Annotated in this window: 17 protein-coding genes; 10 read left to right on the top strand and 7 right to left on the bottom strand. The window is 65.9% G+C overall.

The genetic code is table 11. The annotated features are described in order from the left end of the window. Window positions 1–73: 73 nt before the first annotated feature. From ispG to hemA, 3 genes are all read right to left on the bottom strand, one after another. Entirely contained in the window at window positions 74–1,207 is a 1,134-nt protein-coding gene (ispG, locus tag JF542_RS08675) for a flavodoxin-dependent (E)-4-hydroxy-3-methylbut-2-enyl-diphosphate synthase (protein WP_007799477.1), read from the bottom strand. A gap of 122 nt (window positions 1,208–1,329) precedes the next feature. Next, window positions 1,330–2,955 (bottom strand): helix-turn-helix domain-containing protein, encoded by a 1,626-nt coding sequence (locus tag JF542_RS08670; RefSeq protein WP_007799475.1) that lies wholly within the window; start codon window positions 2,953–2,955, stop codon window positions 1,330–1,332. 352 nt (window positions 2,956–3,307) lie between these two features. Beyond that, window positions 3,308–4,531 (bottom strand): 5-aminolevulinate synthase, encoded by a 1,224-nt coding sequence (gene hemA, locus JF542_RS08665; protein ID WP_207075541.1) that lies wholly within the window; start codon window positions 4,529–4,531, stop codon window positions 3,308–3,310. Between the two features lie 384 nt (window positions 4,532–4,915). Here hemA and JF542_RS08660 point away from each other — a divergent pair, with 384 nt between their 5' ends. From JF542_RS08660 to JF542_RS08645, 4 genes are all read left to right on the top strand, one after another. Continuing rightward, window positions 4,916–5,209 (top strand): hypothetical protein, encoded by a 294-nt coding sequence (locus JF542_RS08660; RefSeq protein ID WP_207075540.1) that lies wholly within the window; start codon window positions 4,916–4,918, stop codon window positions 5,207–5,209. Window positions 5,210–5,383: 174 nt separating this feature from the next. Beyond that, window positions 5,384–5,716, top strand: a complete 333-nt coding sequence (locus JF542_RS08655) for a 5-aminolevulinate synthase (protein ID WP_207075539.1) — start codon at window positions 5,384–5,386, stop codon at window positions 5,714–5,716. Window positions 5,717–5,796: 80 nt separating this feature from the next. Continuing rightward, window positions 5,797–7,170: a M20/M25/M40 family metallo-hydrolase gene (locus JF542_RS08650; protein ID WP_207075538.1), complete on the top strand. Its 1,374-nt coding sequence runs from the start codon at window positions 5,797–5,799 to the stop codon at window positions 7,168–7,170. A 317-nt stretch (window positions 7,171–7,487) separates the two neighbouring features. Beyond that, entirely contained in the window at window positions 7,488–8,018 is a 531-nt protein-coding gene (locus JF542_RS08645) for a hypothetical protein (protein WP_007799465.1), read from the top strand. A gap of 155 nt (window positions 8,019–8,173) precedes the next feature. Here the strand turns inward: JF542_RS08645 and JF542_RS08640 are convergent, their stop codons facing one another. Continuing rightward, on the bottom strand, window positions 8,174–9,049 hold the full coding sequence (locus JF542_RS08640) for a glycosyltransferase family 2 protein (RefSeq protein WP_207075537.1): 876 nt from the start codon (window positions 9,047–9,049) through the stop codon (window positions 8,174–8,176). A gap of 123 nt (window positions 9,050–9,172) precedes the next feature. On the opposite strand from JF542_RS08640, the gene JF542_RS08635 reads away from it, so the two are divergent. Next, window positions 9,173–9,922: a hypothetical protein gene (locus JF542_RS08635; protein ID WP_207075536.1), complete on the top strand. Its 750-nt coding sequence runs from the start codon at window positions 9,173–9,175 to the stop codon at window positions 9,920–9,922. Here the strand turns inward: JF542_RS08635 and JF542_RS08630 are convergent. Further along, the gene (locus tag JF542_RS08630; RefSeq protein ID WP_007799458.1) at window positions 9,913–11,214 is read right to left on the bottom strand and encodes a DUF3422 family protein; all 1,302 of its coding nucleotides are present in this window, start codon (window positions 11,212–11,214) and stop codon (window positions 9,913–9,915) included. The genes JF542_RS08635 and JF542_RS08630 overlap by 10 nt on opposite strands. Before the next feature lie 127 nt (window positions 11,215–11,341). Then, window positions 11,342–11,749, bottom strand: a complete 408-nt coding sequence (locus JF542_RS08625; protein ID WP_207075650.1) for a DUF6314 family protein — start codon at window positions 11,747–11,749, stop codon at window positions 11,342–11,344. Window positions 11,750–11,965: 216 nt separating this feature from the next. Here JF542_RS08625 and purB point away from each other — a divergent pair, with 216 nt between their 5' ends. The 4 genes from purB (at window position 11,966) to JF542_RS08605 (ending at window position 15,884) form a co-directional block, all read left to right on the top strand. Then, the gene (purB, locus tag JF542_RS08620; protein WP_007799455.1) at window positions 11,966–13,270 is read left to right on the top strand and encodes an adenylosuccinate lyase; all 1,305 of its coding nucleotides are present in this window, start codon (window positions 11,966–11,968) and stop codon (window positions 13,268–13,270) included. 205 nt (window positions 13,271–13,475) lie between these two features. Beyond that, the gene (locus JF542_RS08615) at window positions 13,476–13,631 is read left to right on the top strand and encodes an adenylosuccinate lyase (RefSeq protein WP_207075535.1); all 156 of its coding nucleotides are present in this window, start codon (window positions 13,476–13,478) and stop codon (window positions 13,629–13,631) included. Between the two features lie 137 nt (window positions 13,632–13,768). Further along, on the top strand, window positions 13,769–14,821 hold the full coding sequence (locus JF542_RS08610) for a flagellar motor switch protein FliG (RefSeq protein WP_207075534.1): 1,053 nt from the start codon (window positions 13,769–13,771) through the stop codon (window positions 14,819–14,821). A gap of 175 nt (window positions 14,822–14,996) precedes the next feature. Then, window positions 14,997–15,884, top strand: a complete 888-nt coding sequence (locus JF542_RS08605) for a lysophospholipid acyltransferase family protein (protein WP_423734650.1) — start codon at window positions 14,997–14,999, stop codon at window positions 15,882–15,884. Here JF542_RS08605 and JF542_RS08600 read toward each other — a convergent pair. Continuing rightward, window positions 15,848–16,555: a DUF1223 domain-containing protein gene (locus JF542_RS08600; RefSeq protein WP_207075532.1), complete on the bottom strand. Its 708-nt coding sequence runs from the start codon at window positions 16,553–16,555 to the stop codon at window positions 15,848–15,850. The two genes, JF542_RS08605 and JF542_RS08600, sit on opposite strands and share 37 nt — an antisense overlap. A gap of 231 nt (window positions 16,556–16,786) precedes the next feature. Between JF542_RS08600 and acnA the strand changes: the two genes are divergently transcribed. Beyond that, on the top strand, window positions 16,787–19,558 hold the full coding sequence (acnA, locus tag JF542_RS08595) for an aconitate hydratase AcnA (protein WP_207075531.1): 2,772 nt from the start codon (window positions 16,787–16,789) through the stop codon (window positions 19,556–19,558). Window positions 19,559–19,628: the final 70 nt, after the last annotated feature.

Below are 19,628 nucleotides of genomic sequence, written 5' to 3'. Positions count from 1 at the left end.
CTTGTTCTGACGGATCGGCAGGGAGCCGCGGCCCGGCTCTGGGCCACGGCCGCGTCTCCTGGGCCCGACCGCGTTACTCTGCCGCTTCGGTGGCGGCGTCGGCCTCTGCCTCGATCTGCGCCGCCTTCTTCTCGACCTCCTCGACGATGTGGTCGATCATCTGGTCGTTGCTCATCTTGTGGCTGGCCTTCCCCGCGAGATAGACCATGCCGCTGCCGGCGCCGCCGCCGGTAAAGCCCACATCGGTCATCAGCGCCTCGCCGGGGCCGTTCACCACGCAGCCGATGATCGACAGCGACATCGGCGTCTTGATGTGCTCGAGGCGCTCTTCCAGCGCCTCGACGGTCTTGATCACGTCAAAGCCCTGACGGGCGCAGGACGGGCAGGAGATGATGTTGACGCCGCGATGGCGCAGGCCGAGAGACTTGAGGATCTCGTAGCCGACCTTGATCTCCTCGACCGGATCGGCGGAAAGCGAGACGCGCAGCGTGTCGCCGATGCCCATCCAGAGCAACTGGCCGAGGCCGATGGCGCTCTTGATCGTGCCCGAGGTCAGGCCGCCCGCCTCGGTGATGCCGAGGTGGATCGGCTTGTCGGTCACGTCGGCAAGCCCCATGTAGGCAGCGGACGACAGGAACACGTCCGAGGCCTTCACCGAGATCTTGAACTCGTGGAAATCGTTGTCCTCGAGGATGCGGATGTGATCGAGCGCGCTCTCGACCATCGCCTCGGGGCATGGCTCGCCGTATTTCTCCAGCAGGTGCTTCTCGAGCGAGCCGCCATTCACCCCGATGCGCATCGAGCAGCCATGATCGCGGGCAGCGGCAATGACCTCGCGCACGCGGGCCTCGCTGCCGATGTTGCCGGGATTGATGCGCAGGCAGGCGGCGCCGGCCTCGGCGGCCTCGATGCCGCGCTTGTAGTGGAAATGGATGTCGGCGACGATCGGCACCGGGCTTTCGCGCACGATCTCCTTCAGAGCTTTCGCACTGTCCTCGTCGGGGACCGAGACGCGCACGATATCGGCCCCGGCCTCGGCGGCGCGCTGGACCTGTTCCACCGTCGCCTTGACGTCGGTGGTGATCGTGTTGGTCATGGTCTGGACCGAGATCGGGGCGTCGCCGCCCACCGGCACGTTGCCGACCATGATCCGGCGCGACTTGCGCCGCTCGATGTTGCGCCAGGGACGGATCGGATTGTGGCTCATGCCGCAAGGCTCCTCGAGACAGGTGGTTCGCGTGCGGCCATACCTAATGCCGCGAGCGCCACGAGACCAGAGACGATTGCGTGACACCCGGGCCGGGAACCGGACGGAAACCGAGGCGCGGATCAGTCGGTGACGGTTACGCCGCTGTTGAGCTCGGCGACCACCCGCTCGAGATCGGCGTCACGCGCGATGTCGGCGACCTGGTAGCTCGAGGTCAGGTTGTCGACCGAGAGCGCAAGGTTCGAGGTCACCGCGCCGGTGTCGCCGGCCGGGCCGTAGGTCTGGCCGTTGACGGCGAAATAGACCGCGCCGGATTCGCCCACCCGCAGGGTCGCCGGATCCTCGGTGCTGGGCAGCTCGAACGTGTCGCCGGCGCGCATGGTCGCCTCGTAGATCACCGAGCCGTCAGCAGCGCGGACCCTCACCCACGCGGTGCGCACGGCGATCATCGTCACGCCGGGAGCGCTGTCCTCGAGCACCTTGGGCTGGCCGGGCTCGCCCTGCGGCTGCGCCGCTGCGAACTGGGTCAGGTCGTCCATCACGCGCTGCAGATCGGTGTCGCGCGTGGCGTCGGCCGGGGTGTAGGCGGCGGCGATCAGCTCGGGTTGAAGCGACAGGTCGCGGGTCACCGTGCCGGTGGGACCGGCCGGGCCGTAGGTCTGGCCGTTCACCGCGAAATAGACCGCGCCGGACTCGCCCACGTTGAGCTTGGGATCGGTCTGCCCTGCCGGCACCGCCCAGGTCTCTCCGGCATCCATCACGCGCTCGAACAGCACGCTGCCATCGTCGCCGCGCACGCGCACCCAGGCCGGGCGCACTGCGACCAGCGTCATCTGATCGCCGGTGCCGAGCTGCGGCGCCACCGGCTGCAGCTGCGCAAGCTGACGCTCGGAACCATCGGGGGCGGCAACCGGCGCCGGCGGCACGGTGCCGCGCTGCGCGAAGACACCGACCGTGGCAGGATCAAGCGAGGAAATCGGCGCATCGCGGGCCACCAGCACCGGCACGTCGAGCGCTTGCGGACGATAGAGACGGTCGAGCGCCTCGGCGCCCGGGGGCGAGAAGGCGCCAACGCCATCGGCCTGCGCCACCACATCATCGGTGGTGCCCTCTTCCGCGACCGGCGCGACCGCGCCATCGAGCGGGTCGAGCTCGCTCAGCACCACCGGGGTCTGGTCGACCGGGGCAAGCTGCACACGCTGCACCTCGCGCAGGACCGCCCAGCCGCCATACCCGATGCCGCCGATCAGCGCGACCAGCACCAGCATCGAGGCCACCGCCCCGGGCTCGATCCGCGACAGCAGGCTGTCGCCGGCGGGCACGAAGGGCATCCGCGGCTCGGCGAAGGGATCGCGCGCGGCGGGGCGCGGCGCTTCGGACTTGGTGTAGTTCGGCTTGCGGATGGTCGAGGCGTTCTCGGACATGCCGTGCGCGACGGAGAATCCGCTCTCGGCGCAGAATTCCTGGAAGCACTCGTCCGGATCCATGCCGAGATAGCGCGCATAGGAGCGCACGTAGCCGGCGATGAAGCCCGGGGTATCGAAGGCGGAGGGATCGCAGTTCTCAATCGCGGCGATGTAGCTTGCCTTGATCCTCAGCTCGCGCTGGACGTCGAGCAGCGATTTGCCCATGGTCGCGCGTTCACCGCGCATGACATCGCCAAGCCGCAGTGCAAAATCATCAAATCCGCGCGGGCCATCATCTTCGACGACCTCGTCCGGCCTACGTGAGGATTTCCGCCCGATCATGCGTTCAACCTAAAAATGGTGCTGTCCCAGCTCGCCTGCCCAATCACGCTTTCGCGATTCGCGTCGCGCGTTTTATTAGAGCCACGTTAGCACATCACAACTGCTTTTACAGAGATTCGGCAGGCTATGAGCGTCGTTCTGCGCAAGCCCGCCCGTACATCGTGCACTTGGCCCAACGAAGCGGGCCGCGCCGAAGTTCCTCTATCTGTTCACGAATCCCATCGGCTGGATTCTCGTTCGGCGCGATGTGATCCTGCGCCGAATTGGTAAAAAGATAGATAAACCCTCCCGGTCCATGCGGACGGGAGGGTTGGCAAGACACTCAGCGCTCCGGGACCGGAGTGTGATCGGATCAGGCGCTGAGTTCCTGACGGTTCAGGGCGCAATGCGACCACAGCGCATCGAGCGCATGCACCAGTTTGTCCATCTCGTCGGGGCCGTGCACTGGCGAGGGCGTGAAGCGCAGACGCTCGGTGCCGCGCGGCACGGTGGGGAAGTTGATCGGCTGGACGTAGATGCCGTAACCATCGAGCAGCATGTCCGAGAGCTGCTTGGTGTGCACAGGGTCACCGACGATCACCGGAACGATGTGGCTGCCGTGGTCGATGATCGGCAGCCCCATGCCCTTGAGCCGGGTCTTGAGGATCCGCGCCTGTGTCTGGTGCCTGTCGCGCAGCCCCTGGTCCTGCTTGAGATGAGCGATCGAGGCCGCCGCACCGGCCGCCACCGCCGGCGGGATCGAGGTCGTGAAGATGAAGCCCGGCGCGTAGGAGCGCACAGCGTCGCACATCTTTTCGCTCGCCGCGATGTAGCCGCCGAACACGCCGAAGGCCTTCCCCAGCGTGCCGTTGATGATGTCGATGCGATGCGCCAGCCGGTCGCGCTCGGCCACGCCGCCGCCGCGCGGGCCGTACATGCCGACGGCGTGCACCTCGTCGAGATAGGTCAGCGCGCCGACCTCCTCTGCCAGATCGCAGATCTCGGCGATGGGGCCGAAATCGCCATCCATCGAGTAGACCGATTCAAACGCGATGAGCTTCGGCGCACGCGGGTCGTCGGCGGCGATCAGTTCGCGCAGGTGATCGACATCATTGTGACGGAAGATCCGCTTGGCGCCGCCGTTGCGCTTGATGCCCTCGATCATCGAGGCATGGTTCAGCTCGTCGGAATAGATGATCAGTCCGGGGAACAGCTTGGGCAGGGTCGAGAGCGTGGCGTCATTGGCGATATAGGCGGAGGAGAAGACCAGCGCCGCTTCCTTGCCGTGCAGATCCGCCAGCTCGGCCTCGAGCCGCTTGTGATAAACCGTGGTGCCCGAAATGTTGCGCGTGCCGCCCGAGCCTGCGCCGGTGGCGTCGATCGCATCGTGCATCGCGCCCAGCACCGCCGGGTGCTGACCCATGCCGAGATAGTCGTTGCCGCACCACACGGTGATCGGTTGCTCCGAACCATCGGCCTTGCGCCATGTGGCGTGCGGGAACTGGCCCTTCTTGCGCTCGATGTCGATGAAGGTGCGGTAGCGGCCTTCGTCGTGCAGTCGGTTCAGGGCTTCGTCGAGCTTCGCGGCGTAATCCACCGGTATCTCCTCCTTCGCTTTGGCCACGTCGTTGCTGGCTGCGCGGCGTCTCGTCGGCGGTCCTACCCGCATTCACGTTCGTGAATGGATAACGCTCACAGTGCATCCTGTCCACGGTTTAGAAAGAGACTAAGAGTCGCGGCCTTGATTTGCATCAAGACTTTCGGATCGTGTTCCGGCGTCGTCTCTCGGGGCGCATCGGGATCTGGCGCATAGATACCGTCCGAATACAGCAATTCAAGCGCGTTCCCCTGCCCTCCCGCAAGCGTGAGCGCTGCCGGCACGTGTCGGGACATCATGCCACGGCGACATTACATTCAAAAAATGATATGTTAAAGATTGCACCCCAGGGTGCCATCCGAGACAATGAGAGGAGAGAGCAGCATGAAGCAGTTCGCGACACTGGCCCTTGCCGTCATCGCCCTGACCGGCAGCGCCAGCACCCTTGCCGCTGGCCACGCCAACCCGTGGACCGACGACCTGAGCGAAGTCAGGGAGAAGAACCACGACAGCAATCAGGCCAAGAGCGCCGACACGCCCGGCGAAGACGAGATGCGCGGCGTCATGAGCCGCAACGCCCATGGCAAGACCAGCGGCACCGCCGCCGGGGCTGGCAGCGGCAGCGACGGCAGCGGGTCGCGCGAGGCATCCGGTCGCCGCGGCGCCGGAAAGCGCTGAGCGCTGCCGGTCGGGGCATTGCTCACGTGTCCCGGCCTCCCTGACGAAGGGTAAGGTTTATCGTACTCGCCAGACAACTCTGGCGCGTGCATCGTGATGACATTGAAAACACCCGTGGAGGCCACCCCGGTGGTGCCACACCCGATTTGATAGTGGATTTTCAAAGGTCATTTCATGTGGAGCCTGTCCCTCCCGGCCCTTTCCGCGCCCACGCTGGTGCTTGGCACCGCGGCTGGCTACGCGCTGGCCACCGTCGGCATGAAGCTCTCGGCGCAGGGCCACATGGCGACCGGCCTCGCCCTCGCGATCGCGGGGTTCCTGGCTGCCTTCGCGGCAGAGATCCTGCTGATGCGTCAAGCCGAGCTCTCGGTGGTCTATCTCGCCATCATCGCCGCCGAGACGCTGCTGGTGCTCGGCTATGCCAGCTGGATCGGCGAAGGGCTGAGCCTGCGGCAGGCGCTCGGTGCCGGGATGGTGCTGGCCGGGCTCGCGGTGGTGGCGGTCTGAGCGCCTGCTCTGGACAGTGCCCGCGGCGCTGGTAGGGTCGCGGCGAACCCAATCTCCCCACAGCCACAGGAGCACATGGCATGTCCCTCGACGCCGTTCTCGCCCGCATCGACAGCGATCTTCCCGCCGCAACCGATCGTCTGCTCGAGCTTCTCCGCATCCAGTCGATCTCGACCGACCCGGCCTACAAGGCTGAGTGCGACAAGGCCGCCGACTGGCTGGTGGCGGATCTGCAGACGCTTGGCGTCAGCGCCGAGAAACGCGCCACGCCGGGCCACCCGATGGTGGTGGGCCATGTCGATGGCCCCGGCCCGCACGTGCTGTTCTACGGACACTATGATGTGCAGCCGGTCGATCCGCTGAACCTGTGGGACCGCGACCCGTTCGACCCGGCCATCGAGGAGACGCCCAAGGGCAAGGTGATCCGCGGCCGCGGCAGCTCGGACGACAAGGGCCAGCTGATGACCTTCATCGAGGCCTGTCGGGCGTGGAAGGCCGAGCACGGCGCGCTGCCCTGCAAGATCACCTTCTTCCTTGAGGGCGAGGAAGAGAGCGGCTCGCCGTCGCTGGTGCCGTTCATGAAGGAGAACGCGGAGGAGCTGAAAGCCGAGATCGCGCTGATCTGCGACACCGGCCTGTTTCAGTCGAAGACCCCGGCGATCATGACCATGCTGCGCGGCCTGCTCGGCGAGGAGCTGACCATCACCGGCCCCGACAAGGATCTGCACTCGGGCATGTATGGCGGCATCGCCATGAACCCCGCCCGCGTTCTGACCAGGATCCTCGGCGGGCTCTTCGATGAGAACGGCGTGATCCAGGTGCCCGAGCTTTATGAAGGCGTGCCGGAGCTGTCGGACGAGCTCAAGGCCCAGTGGGAGGGCTTGGGCTTCGATGCCAAGGGCTTCCTCGGCGATGTCGGGCTGTCGGTCCCCGCGGGTGAAAACAGCGTCACCCCGCTGGAGATGATCTGGGCCCGCCCCACCGCCGAGATCAACGGCATCTGGTCGGGCTATACCGGCGACGGCTTCAAGACCGTGCTGCCCTCCGAGGCCCATGCCAAGATCAGCTTCCGCCTCGTCGGCACGCAGGACCCGCAGGCGATCCGCAAGAACTTCCGTGCCTGGGTCGAGGCGCAACTGCCCGCCGACTGCAAGATCGCCTGGACCGACCACAGCTGCTCGCCCGCCTCGCAGATGTCGACCGAGCATCCGGGCTTCGAGGCGGCGCGCAAGGCGCTGTCCGACGAGTGGCCCGACCCGGCGGCCTATGCGGGCTGCGGCGGCTCGATCCCGATCGCCGGCTACTTCAAGACCATCCTCGACATGGACGCCATGCTGGTAGGCTGGGGCAAGGATGACGACCAGATCCACTCGCCCAACGAGAAGTACGATCTCGAAAGCTATCACAAGGGCATTCGCAGCTGGGCGCGGATCCTCGATGCAATGTCAGCCTGACGACAGATGAACAACCTGAGGGGGACTCTTGAGAATCAAGTTTCCCTCTCAGAGACCCCCAGAAAGACTTCAGAGTGGGAAAAGTGTCAGGAAGCGCATCTAATCGCCACAAAGTTGTCACGTTCCGCCTAATTCCCCCAAAGATACCGAAAAACTTCGAGAAATTTCCGTTTTCAAATCCCGTTGCAGCCGTAATCGGCGCACAAATCCGCCATGATTGCTTCCTAGCCTACCCTTAAGGATAGGAGAGGCCCCCATGGGGATCAGCCTTCTCCCGAAAAGACGATCTGAAGGGTCGAAGGGTCAAGGAACGGATCATGAGAAACTATACGTTTCGCAAGATGACGCAGCAGGACTTCAAAGCACGGGTCAGCCGCATTGACCCCGAATTCTCGCGCCATGGCGAGGTGAAGAAGTCCTTCTCTTCCCCCGCACGTCCGATCATGTCGCTGATCATGGGCTTCGGCTGGGCCTACCTGGTGATCTCGGTCGCCCGCAACCGCGGCCATATCGAGAACAGCCTGCTTCAGGGCAATCTGCCCGCGGAATACCACGACTACGTGTTCTTCATGCTGGCCGCCCTGCTCGCGGTTTCCGCGGTGATGCTTGGCATCCACCTGTTCCGCTTCCTGATGGCGCGCCGCGCCAGCACCGACAAGCGCAACTCCGGGGGCCTTCTGGCCGGCGCCCTCGCCGCCGGCGCGCTGGTCTACACCCCGGCAAGCGTCTTCGACGCGGGCCTCGGGATGATCGATCAGAACTCTCGTTCGCTGATCGTCGCCGCTTCGAGCACTGCCAATATCGATCTCGCCTCGATTGCCTTCGTGTCCTCGAACGGCCTGAACTGATCCCTGTGACCTGATCCCATCGTGACGCGCCGACCGATCGCGCCCCCTCACGCATCGGAAAAGCCCACGCGCCCTGACCGCCGCTTGCGGCGGTCATCGGTGTTTCTGCCAGGAGGCAGGCATACCGCCAACGCCCCACCTCCCGCACCGCTTGCTCAGAACAGCCCGCTGAACCGCTCCGGCAGCAGATATTGCTGGTCATAATCGGGCCGGTCGAACTGCCAGTAGCCGGTCTCACCCCGCGCCTTCCAACTCCGCTTCATGCGCTTGCGCACCCAGGCGAGGTCGAACCCCTCCTGCATCGGCAACGCCGCGAAGCCCTCGAAGAGCGCGCGATCCTCGCCCCGCGCCTCTGCGAACCAGTGGCGCCCGATCGCGGCCTCCTTCACGCCCACGCCGATCTCTTCGGTGACGGCGTTGCGCCGGTCCATCGCCTCGACATAGGTGCCGAAGTCACAGAACTTCAGGTGGAAGAGGTACAGCGGATCCGGCGTAAAGAGCTTCGAGGCCTGGGTGAAATGCCCGCCGCGCGCGATCTTGGTGCCGAGCGAGAGCACGCAGGGCTTGGAATAATGCGGCGCCAGCCGCACGTGACGGCGCGGCCCGAGGATCTGCCCCTCGATCGCCTGCTCTTCAAGATCGATGCGATGGATCACCTCGAGCCCCAGCGGCGTCAGCACCCGCCGCAACGGCTGCTCGGCAAGATAGTCCACCAGCCCGCGCCCCTCCTCTGGGTCGAGCACGACCAGCTCGTCCACATCGCCCACGATGACATGGTTGTAATAGCTGCGCAGCCCCGCCACGACACCGTTCAGCAGCCGCCAGCGCTTCATATCGAAATTCGGGTGCGGATCGCCCGGGATGCCGATCACGTTGCAGCCCTCGGCCAGCTTCGCGACCTCCTCGCCGCGCCCGTGGTTGACGATGTAGCAGTTCTCGCGCCCCAGCGTCTCGCCGTAATGGCGCAGCCACGCCTTCAGGAAGAACGCGTCGTCCCGCACCATCGTCACCGCCGCCACGACCGATTGCATCCGCCCCATCCCTTTCTTGCCAGCTGCCCCGGCAATAGCCTATCGGCATGTCACTCTAAAGAGAATCGCCATTGCCAGCCCCGCCCGCCAGCGTTGCGGGCATATCACGCGAGGCCCGTCCGCATGATCCCCGACGACTTCCCCGAGACCGGCCTGCATTTTGCCCTGACCGGAGCGAAGATCACCCGCTACCAGGTCTTCGGCGAGCGGTCCTCTGGCACCAATTACGTCAAGCGCCTGATCGGGCGGAACACCGCGCTGGCCCCGAGCGACGATTTCGGCTGGAAGCACGGCTTCCCGCACATGACCGCGATCCCCGCCGATCTCGCGGTGATCTGCGTCATCCGCCACGCCGCCGAATGGGCGCTGTCGATGCACTCGAAACCCTGGCACTGCCCGTCCGAGATGCAGCGCCTGCCCTTTGCCGCGTTCCTCCGTGCCGAGTGGGCCACCATCGCCGACCGGCCGCGCTACTTCCCGCAGGTGCAGGCGCATGGCGGCAGCGGCGAGGCGCTGCAACTCGACCGCCATCCGCTGACAGGGGCGCCCTTCGCCAATCTCTTCGCCCTGCGCCGCGCCAAGCTCGAGGGGCTTCTGGGCTTTCTCAACCGCGGCTGCTCGGTCATCTTCTGCCGGCTGGAAACGGTACAAGGAGATCCCCAGAGCTTCCTGAAAACGCTGGAGAAACGGCTTACTCTGCCGCCCGCGCCGCAGCCCTACCGGCCGGTGGTCAAGCGCCTCGGCTCGCGTTTCCTGCCCTCGGTCGCAGAGCGCCCCTCGACGCCGGACCTACTCTCGCCGGAGGATCTCACCTTCCTGCAAAGCCAGCTCGATCTCGGGCGCGAGGCGGATCTCGGCTACCGCTATTCGTGAGCCTCGCCGCCCTCGACCTTGGCGCGGATGCGCCTGAGCCCGAGCCAGACCGCCAGCACCACCGGCGGCACCACCAGCGCCGTCATCATGCCCTTGCTGAGCCCCGCCATCCCCGCAAGCGGGTAAAGCAGGTAGGCCACCAGCGACACCGCGTAATAGCTGATCGCCACGACCGAAAGACCCTCGACCGTGTGCTGCAGCCGCAGCTGCAACCCGGCGCGCCGGTCCATGCTCTCGAGCAGGTCCTGGTTCTGTGCCGAGCGTTTGACCTCGACCCGCGTGCGCAGCAGATCGCCTGCCCGCATCGCCCGCGCCGACATCGCCTCGAGCCGTTTCTCGGCGCTCTTCACAGTGCGCATGGCCGGATCGAAGCGCCGCGCCATGAACTCGCGGAAGGTCTGACGCCCCTCGAAGCGCTCCTCCCGCAGCACGGCGATGCGCTGCGTCACCAGCGCTTCATAGGCGCCGGTTGCCGAGAGCCGGAACGCGGTCTGCGCCGAAAGGGTCTCGAGCTCGGAGGACACCCGCAGCAGTGCCTGCAGCGTCTCTTCCTCGGGCGCGTCGCTATGGGTCATGGCGGTCATCAGCCGGGTCAGCTCCTCGTCGATCTCGGTCATCCGCGGCTGGATTGCCCGCACCCGGGTGAACCCCAGCATCGACAGCGCCTTGTAGGTCTCGATCTCGCAGAGCCGCTGCACGATGCGCCCGACCCGGCGCACCCCGACATCGCTGCGCGGGAACACCGCAAAGCGCAGATGGCCGCCCTCGTCGATGCGGAAGTCGCCTGCCACCACGACGGCATCGTCGATCACCCGGCTCACCGCGAGGCTGTCGGCCACCATCCAGTCCCGCGTCATATCGTTGATCCGATCCTCGTCCTCGGGGCGCTCGCAGATCCGCAGCATCGCCGAGGTCACCCGCACGCCCGGCGCATCGCGCAGCCAGTCATCCGGAAACACCTCGAAATCCGCCGGATCGTAGGGCCGCTCGCCAAGCCCGTTGAGAAACACCGTGTAGGTGACGAACTCGGTATGCTGCTCCCATTTCAGCACGTGCTTGCCGATGGCGGCGGTGAAATGCGTCGCTCCGGGCTGCGGATGCTGGGTGCCGTAGCGGTCGAGCAGGTCGAGCAGGTGATCGAGATCCTCCGAGCGGTCGCGCGAGGCCGCGTCCTGCGCCTTCTTGATGGCAAGGTAGACCGCCCGCGCCGGCGCCTGCAGCGCGGGAAACGGGCGGGCGTGCAGCTCGTTGGCGAGCTGGTAGCGCAGCGGGTGGTCCTCGATCGGGGGCATGGGGCGTCCTCGGGCAGTCATCTGCCGAAACCTACAAGGCCCCCGCCCGAAGTAAAGAAAATTTCACCAACCGTTTCAGCGCCTTAGCGGGATACAAACGTATACCCGGGCACAAGCCACGGAAATCTCACTGCTTTGACGGCCCCACCGGCAGGTAGCGCGAGACCATGACATAGTCCTTGCGGGGCCCCCGCACCTGCCAGCGCGCCTGCCACTCCGGCCAGCGGCTGAAATCGTAATGCACGTCGTACTGGTCGGGATCGCACCAATGCGCCGCAGCGCCCCCCTCCTCGGGGACCTGGTGAAAGAACCGCCCGTCATCGAAGAACACCCGCAGGTCGCGGTCCCAGAGATAGCGCCGCTCGGCCGCGAAGCGCCCCTGCCCCATCACGAGCTCGCCACGCTCGACATAGACCGCGCCCTCGCCCTCGGGCCGCCATTCGGCCACCCCTTCGAAGCGCGCAGAGCTGCCATCGCCGTGCGAGATCTCCCGCTCAAGCTGCCATGTCCCGAGAAACCCCTCCAACCCGCGCATCGCCTTGCCCTTCTCTACGTCCAAAATACTCCGGGGGGGTCGCAGCTCCGCTGCGGCGGGGGCAGCGCCCCCTCTTGCCCCGGCGTCGCGGCTCGGGCGACCATCGGACAGCGCCCTCTTGCGCGCCCCGCCTGCCGCAAAGGCAGCCGACCCTTGCCGCCCAGCCCCTCACGCCCTATGACGCGCGCAATCCGCACGCAACCCCGAGGACAGCCGATGATCCCCCGTTATGCCCGCCCCGAGATGACCGCGATCTGGGAGCCCGCCACCAAGTTCCGCATCTGGTACGAGATCGAGGCCCATGCCTGCGACGCGCAGGCCAAGCTTGGCGTGATCCCGCAGGAAAACGCTGACGCCGTCTGGAAAGCCAAGGATGTCGAGTTCGACGTCGCCCGCATCGACGAGATCGAAGCCGTCACCAAGCATGACGTCATCGCCTTCCTGACCCACCTCGCCGAGCATGTGGGCTCCGACGAGGCGCGCTTCGTGCACCAAGGCATGACCAGCTCGGACGTGCTCGACACCTGCCTCAACGTGCAGCTGGTGCGCGCCGCCGACATCCTGCTCGAGGGCGTCGACAAGGTGCTCGCGGCGCTGAAGAAGCGTGCGCTCGAGCACAAGATGACCGTCCGCGTCGGCCGCAGCCACGGCATCCACGCCGAGCCCACCACCATGGGCCTGACCTTCGCCCGTTTCTACGCCGAGATGGACCGCAACAAGAACCGTCTCGAGAAGGCCAAGTGGGAGATCGCAACCGGCGCGATCTCGGGCGCCGTCGGCACCTTCGCCAACATCGACCCGGCAGTCGAAGAGCATGTCTGTGAAAAGCTCGGCCTGCGCGCCGAGCCGATCTCGACCCAGGTGATCCCGCGTGACCGTCACGCCATGTTCTTCGCCACGCTCGGCGTGATCGCCTCGTCGATCGAGAACATCGCCATCGAGATCCGCCACATGCAGCGCACCGAGGTGCTGGAAGGCGCCGAGTTCTTCTCGATGGGCCAGAAGGGCTCCTCGGCGATGCCGCACAAGAAGAACCCGGTGCTGACCGAGAACCTCACCGGCCTCGCCCGCCTCGTGCGGATGACGGTGATCCCGGCGATGGAGAACGTGGCGCTGTGGCACGAGCGCGACATCTCGCACAGCTCGGTCGAGCGCGGCATCGGCCCCGACGCCACCATCACCCTCGACTTCGCGCTGAACCGCCTCGCGGGCGTGGTCGACAAGATGATCATCTACCCGCAGAACATGCTCGACAACATGAACAAGTTCCCCGGGCTGGTGATGTCGCAGCGCGTGCTGCTGGCGCTGACCCAGGCCGGCGTGAGCCGCGAGGATGCTTATTCCATGGTCCAGCGCAACGCGCTCAAGGTCTGGGAAGAGCGCCTCGATTTCCGCGAGCTGCTGCTGGCGGACGAAGAGGTCGTGGCCGCCCTCGGTGTCGACGGCATCAACGAGAAATTCGACATGGGCTATCACACCAAGCACGTGGACACGATCTTCAAGCGCGTCTTCGGCGAATAAGCCGCGCCTTGCCCATAGCCTCCGGCCGCATTTGCAGCGCGCCCGGCCGGAGGCGCACCACCACGGTGGTGCATCGCCGGCGACAGCCGGCGTTTTGCCGAAGCTCTCCCCGTCACGGCGATGTGAAACCGACATCCGCGCGGTTTCTTTTTGCCGCCACGTCAACCCGTGCTAGCCTTCCCGTATTCCAACAGGAGGACGCAAGATGACGATCAAGACCCTACTGACCGCCGCTGCCCTCGCCGTGGCCCCCTTCGCCGTCACCGCAGCCTGCACCGGCCATAGCGAGGCCAAGGTGAGCTGCGCCGCCGGCACGGTGTTTGACGCCGCCACCGGCACCTGCAAGGTCATCTCCGGCTGACACATCGCTCACGGAGCTGGATCGAGGCGGCCCAACGGGTCGCCTTTTTTCGTCGCGGCCCGCAAGCCGGCATTTGATGAGGCTTCGTTAACCCCGACGCGCTACCTCTTCGGATGTCCCATCCCAAGCGGTGTCCGATGTCCCACGCTTCCTCTCTCGCCGCCCTTCCCGGCCCCTCCTCCGGACGCGGTCCGCTGACCCGGCGGGCCAAGGCCGCCATCGTGGTGCAGTTCCTGCTCAACGAGGGTGCCGACATTCCGCTCTCCGCCCTGCCTGACGATCTCCAGGCCGAACTCACCGCGCAGCTCGGCCGCATGCGCTATATCGACCGCGAAACGCTGAACAGCGTGATCGAGGAATTCACCAACGAGCTCGAACAGATCGGCATGTCCTTCCCCGGTGACATGGCCGGCGCGCTCTCGGCGCTCGACGGGCGCATCAGCCACCGCACCGCCGCACGCCTGCGCAAGGAGGCCGGGGTGCGACAGACCGGCGACCCGTGGGAACGGATCAACGGGCTCGAAGAAGAGCGGCTCGAGACGCTGGTTCTGGGCGAATCGACCGAGGTCGCGGCAGTCATGATGTCCAAGATCGAGACCGCGAAGGCCGCCAAAGTACTCGCCCGTTTGCCCGGCGATCGTGCCCGGCGCATCAGCTACGCCATCTCGATGACCGCCGGCGTCAGCCCCGAGGCGGTCGATCGCATCGGCCTCAGCATCGCCGCCCAGCTCGATGCCGAACCGCCCCGCGCCTTCGAGAAAAAGCCCAACGAACGGGTCGGCGCGATCCTCAACTATGCCGCCAGCGCCAAGCGCGATGAAGTGCTCGAAGGGCTGGAAGAGACCGACAGGGACTTCGCCGAGGCGGTGCGCAAGGCGATCTTCACCTTCGCCAACATCCCCGAGCGGTTGAAGCCCGAGGATGTGCCCAAGATCACGCGCGACGTGCCCGGCAATGTGCTGACCATGGCCATCGCCGCCTCTAGCAGCGAGGCCGATCTCAAGGCGGTCGAGTTCATCCTCGAGAACGTGTCCAAGCGCATGTCGGGCTCGCTGCGCGAGGATGCCGCCGGGATGAGCGTCAACGCCAAGAAGGGCGAGGCCGCGATGAACGAGGTGGTCTCGGCGATCCGCGACCTCGTCAATACCGGAGAGATCGAGCTGCGCGATCCCGACGGCGACGACGACTGAGCGTCGGCGGTGAAACACGATGGCCCAACCCGGCGCAAGGCCTCCGCGCGCAGCCCCCTTCCGGGACCCGGCGCTTGTGCCGCGCGGCCGCCCGGCCTATCTCTTCGCCCGCAACGACAGGAGCGGACGCTTGGGCAAGAGCAAGGACACACCGCGCGGCGGCTGGGCCGACTGGATGGCGGACCGCGCCCTGCGCGGCCTGATCGCGCTGGCGCTCACCCTGCCCCTGCGCAGCCGTCTGCGGATCATGGGCTGGGCCGTGCGCCGGGTCATCGCGCCGCTCGCCGGCTACCGGACCCGCGTGCTCGACAACCTCGCCCATGTCTGGCCCGACCTGCCCGAGCCCGAGCGCCAGCGCATCGCCGACGAGGTGACCGAGAATGCCGGCCGCACGATGATCGAGAATTACGACGTCGCCGGCCTGCTCGAGCGCATGAAGGATGCCCCGGTCTCCGGAGACGGCCTGCCCGAGATCGAGCGCGCCCGCGCCGAGGGCCGCCCCGTGCTCTTCGTCACCGGCCATTACGGCAATTTCGAAGCCCCGCGCGCGGCGTTGGTGGCGCGTGGCTGGCGCATCGGCGGGCTCTACCGTCCAATGGCCAACCCGTTCTTCAACGAGCATTACGCCGCCAACATGCACGCGCTGTCGGACCCGGTCTTCGAACAGGGCCGGCGCGGCACCATGGGGCTGCTGAAACACATCCGCGGCGGCGGCATGGGCGTGCTGCTCTTCGATGTCTACAGCAGCGACGGCACGCCGATCGATTTCCTCGGCCAGCCGGCCCCCACCCTGACCTCGAGCGCGGAGATCGCGGTCAAGACGGGCGCGCTCTTCGTGCCGTTCTTCGGCATCCGGCAGCCCGACGGCGTGTCCTTCGAGGCGGTGTTCGAGGCGCCGATCCCGCATGGTGATCCGGTCGAGATGATGCGCGCGGCGACCCACCGGCTCGAGGCGCGGATCGAGGCGGATCCCGGTCAGTGGTTCTGGATTCACCGCCGCTGGAAACCGAAGCGGCAGGCCAAGCGTCAGCGCAAGCGCGCGGCGGCGAGAATGGCGCCGTAATCCTTCTCCTGAAGCATCACGACCACCGGGTCGGATCCCTCGAGCGCCACGTTCATCTCGAGATCGGCATCGCCGTTCCAGACGCCCAGAACCTGCCAGCCATGCGCCACATGGGTATAGGTGATTTCACGTCCGGCGTTTTCGCCATCCAGGATCTCGACGCGCTCGCGCGGGGAATAGCGCACCATTTGCACCACGGTTTCCGGCAGCGCCGACAGCGGCTGAGCGATGATCTGAAGCGTGTCGCCGTCGCGGCTCAGGCTGACCCGCGCCTGCGCCGGCTTCTCGCTGGCGTGGCGGATCGCGTCAACCACCTTCATCGGGCGTGAGCCGACCACGTCGTAGACCCCGCCCACCATCATCTGGGGCGTATAGATCGACCGCCGCCCGGCGGACCGGGCATAGCCCTTCTGCCGCTTGGTGAAGACCGGATCGGCGAAATTGTCCTTCCAGCCGATGTAGTCCCAGTAATCGACATGCAGCGCCAGCGGGATCACGTTCTCCTGCTCGCCGAGCTCGGCCAGGATCGCATCCGCCGCCGGGCACGAGGCACAGCCCTGCGAGGTGAACAGTTCGACCACCACGGGATGCTCGTCCGCGCCGGCAACCGTCGCCGAAACGGCAAGACAGGCAGCGGCGATCCAGTGGCTCCATCGGCTTTGTCGAAGCATCGGTGGTCTTTTCCCTGTTTTTCCCCCGATCCGGGGTATCCAAACGCGCTTGAAATAACCAATCAAGGTTTTGCGAGAGCAGGTGAAGCGCGCCAGCCGTGGCACGAATGCAAAACATTTGGTATCCTACGGTATACAATTTGGCGCAAAGCCCTTGAAGACTAGATGTTCATGCGCCAGTTATTTGAGAAGCACACGCTTTTCTCCAGCCTTTATGCAAGGGAGCCAGACATGCCTATCACGGTCGGACACGACACATCCAAGACGCGCAAGACGCTTGAGGTGAACGGCAAAAGCTATGCCTATTATTCCATCCCCGCCGCCGAGGCGGCCGGGCTCGGCGATTTCTCCAAGCTGCCCGCGGCGCTGAAGGTCGTGCTCGAGAACATGCTCCGCTTCGAGGATGGCAAGACCGTCTCGGTGGATGACATCAAGGCGTTTTCCGACTGGGCCAAGGATGGCGGTAAGGGCAACCGCGAGCTTGCCTATCGCCCCGCCCGCGTGCTGATGCAGGATTTCACCGGCGTTCCGGCGGTGGTCGACCTTGCCGCGATGCGCGACGGCATCAAGGCGCTTGGCGGCGACGCCCAGAAGATCAACCCGCTGAACCCGGTCGATCTGGTGATCGACCACTCGGTGATGATCGACGAGTTCGGCAACCCGCGCGCCTTCCAGATGAACGTGGATCGTGAGTACGAGCGCAACATCGAGCGCTACGAGTTCCTCAAGTGGGGCCAGTCGGCCTTCAACAACTTCCGCGTCGTGCCCCCGGGCACCGGCATCTGCCACCAGGTCAACCTCGAATACCTCGCCCAGACGGTCTGGACCGACGAGGATCAGGATGGCCAAGAGGTCGCCTATCCCGACACGCTGGTCGGCACCGACAGCCACACCACCATGGTCAACGGCGCCGCCGTTCTGGGCTGGGGCGTGGGCGGCATCGAGGCCGAGGCCGCGATGCTCGGCCAGCCGATCTCGATGCTGATCCCCGAGGTGGTGGGCTTCAAACTCACCGGCGAGATGATGGAAGGCACCACCGGCACCGACCTCGTGCTCAAGGTGGTCGAGATGCTGCGCGAGAAGGGCGTGGTCGGCAAGTTCGTGGAATTCTACGGCTCCGGCCTCGACAACCTGCCGCTGGCGCAGCGTGCCACCATCGCCAACATGGCCCCCGAATACGGCGCCACCTGCGGCTTCTTCCCGATCGACGCCGAGACCATCCGCTATCTCGAGCAGACCGGTCGCGAGAAGGACCGCATCGCGCTGGTCGAGGCTTATGCCAAGGAAAACGGCTTCTGGCGCACCCCCGATTACGATCCGGTCTACACCGACACGCTCGAGCTCGACATGGGCACCATCGTGCCCGCGATCTCCGGGCCCAAACGCCCGCAGGATTACATCGCGCTTGACGGCGCGGCCCCGGCCTTTGCCAAGTTCGTCGAGGACCAGCGCGCCGGCAAGGATGCCTCCGAGAGCTCGGAAGCCCGCTGGGAAGCCGAGGGCGGCGCACCGGAGCCGGCGGACATCCCCGGCGATCAGGGCCACCACAGGAAGGGCTGGTACAAGACCGACGACGGCGCCTACCAGCTGCATGACGGCTCGATCGTGATCGCCTCGATCACGTCCTGCACCAACACCTCGAACCCCTACGTCATGATCGGCGCCGGCCTCGTCGCCCGCAAGGCGCGCGAGCTCGGCCTGAACCGCAAGCCGTGGGTCAAGACCTCGCTGGCCCCGGGCTCCAAGGTCGTCTCCGACTATCTCGAGGCCGCCGGCCTGCAGGAGGATCTCGACGCGGTGGGCTTCAACCTCGTGGGCTATGGCTGCACCACCTGCATCGGCAACTCCGGCCCGCTCGACGAGCCGATCTCGAAGGCGATCAACGACTATGACCTGATCGCCACCTCGGTGCTGTCGGGCAACCGCAACTTCGAGGGCCGGATCTCGCCCGACGTGCGTGCAAACTACCTCGCTTCGCCGCCGCTGGTGGTGGCCTATGCGCTGGTGGGAGACATGAACGTCAACATCGCCACCGATCCGATCGGCACCGACAAGGATGGCAACGATGTCTATCTCAAGGACATCTGGCCCTCGAATGCCGAGATCGCCGAGCTGGTCGAGAAGACCGTGACCCGCGAGTCGTTCCAGTCGAAATATGCCGACGTGTTCAAGGGCGACGAGAAGTGGCAGTCCGTGGAGGTGAACGGCGGCGAGACCTATGACTGGCCGGCAAGCTCGACCTACGTCCAGAACCCGCCCTACTTCCAGGGCATGTCCAAGGAGCCGGGCGAGATCACCAATATCGAAGGCGCCAAGGTGCTGGCCCTGCTGGGTGACATGATCACCACCGACCACATCTCGCCCGCCGGCTCGTTCAAGGAAAGCACCCCGGCCGGCCAGTACCTGATCGAGCGTCAGGTGCCAGTGCGCGAGTTCAACTCCTACGGCTCGCGGCGCGGCAACCACGAGGTGATGATGCGCGGCACCTTTGCCAACATCCGCATCAAGAACGAGATGCTGGACGGCGTCGAGGGCGGCTACACCAAGGGCCCCGACGGCGAGCAGACCTCGATCTACGATGCCTCGATGGCACATCAGGAGCAGGGCACTCCGCTGGTGATCTTCGGCGGCGAACAGTACGGCGCGGGCTCCTCGCGTGACTGGGCCGCCAAGGGCACGGCGCTGCTGGGCGTCAAGGCGGTGATCGCAGAGAGCTTCGAGCGCATCCACCGCTCGAACCTCGTGGGCATGGGCGTGATCCCGTTCGAGTTCACCGGCGGCGACACCCGCAAGACGCTGGAACTGACCGGCGAGGAGACTGTCTCGATCACTGGGCTCGACACCATCGCCCCGCTGGCCGAGGTGCCCTGCTCGATCACCTATGCGGATGGCTCCACCAAGGAGATCACCCTGAAGTGCCGCATCGATACGGCGATCGAGAAGGAATATGTCGAGCACGGCGGCGTGCTGCACTACGTGCTGCGCGACCTCGCCGCCGCTTGATATCTGATCGTGCCACCCGCGCGCTGGCGCGGGTGGCACGATCACAAGAACGTAGAAACCCGCCGGTCTG

This window comes from Salipiger bermudensis, from assembly GCF_017309175.1.
In the GTDB taxonomy this organism is placed as follows: Bacteria; Pseudomonadota; Alphaproteobacteria; order Rhodobacterales; family Rhodobacteraceae; genus Salipiger; species Salipiger bermudensis.
The sequence above is the reverse complement of the archived record's forward strand: the minus strand, read 5'-3'. Positions and strand labels throughout refer to the sequence as shown.

Bases quoted from the DNA above. Each gene is read 5' to 3' on its own strand.
- ispG (WP_007799477.1), bottom strand. From the start codon at position 1,207: ATGAGCCACAATCCGATCCGTCCCTGGCGCAACATCGAGCGGCGCAAG.
- JF542_RS08670 (WP_007799475.1), bottom strand. From the start codon at position 2,955: ATGATCGGGCGGAAATCCTCACGTAGGCCGGACGAGGTCGTCGAAGAT.
- JF542_RS08660 (WP_207075540.1), top strand. From the start codon at position 4,916: ATGAAGCAGTTCGCGACACTGGCCCTTGCCGTCATCGCCCTGACCGGC.
- JF542_RS08655 (WP_207075539.1), top strand. From the start codon at position 5,384: ATGTGGAGCCTGTCCCTCCCGGCCCTTTCCGCGCCCACGCTGGTGCTT.
- JF542_RS08650 (WP_207075538.1), top strand. From the start codon at position 5,797: ATGTCCCTCGACGCCGTTCTCGCCCGCATCGACAGCGATCTTCCCGCC.
- JF542_RS08645 (WP_007799465.1), top strand. From the start codon at position 7,488: ATGAGAAACTATACGTTTCGCAAGATGACGCAGCAGGACTTCAAAGCA.
- JF542_RS08640 (WP_207075537.1), bottom strand. From the start codon at position 9,049: ATGCAATCGGTCGTGGCGGCGGTGACGATGGTGCGGGACGACGCGTTC.
- JF542_RS08635 (WP_207075536.1), top strand. From the start codon at position 9,173: ATGATCCCCGACGACTTCCCCGAGACCGGCCTGCATTTTGCCCTGACC.
- JF542_RS08630 (WP_007799458.1), bottom strand. From the start codon at position 11,214: ATGCCCCCGATCGAGGACCACCCGCTGCGCTACCAGCTCGCCAACGAG.
- JF542_RS08625 (WP_207075650.1), bottom strand. From the start codon at position 11,749: ATGCGCGGGTTGGAGGGGTTTCTCGGGACATGGCAGCTTGAGCGGGAG.
- purB (WP_007799455.1), top strand. From the start codon at position 11,966: ATGATCCCCCGTTATGCCCGCCCCGAGATGACCGCGATCTGGGAGCCC.
- JF542_RS08615 (WP_207075535.1), top strand. From the start codon at position 13,476: ATGACGATCAAGACCCTACTGACCGCCGCTGCCCTCGCCGTGGCCCCC.
- JF542_RS08610 (WP_207075534.1), top strand. From the start codon at position 13,769: ATGTCCCACGCTTCCTCTCTCGCCGCCCTTCCCGGCCCCTCCTCCGGA.
- JF542_RS08605 (WP_423734650.1), top strand. From the start codon at position 14,997: ATGGCGGACCGCGCCCTGCGCGGCCTGATCGCGCTGGCGCTCACCCTG.
- JF542_RS08600 (WP_207075532.1), bottom strand. From the start codon at position 16,555: ATGCTTCGACAAAGCCGATGGAGCCACTGGATCGCCGCTGCCTGTCTT.
- acnA (WP_207075531.1), top strand. From the start codon at position 16,787: ATGCCTATCACGGTCGGACACGACACATCCAAGACGCGCAAGACGCTT.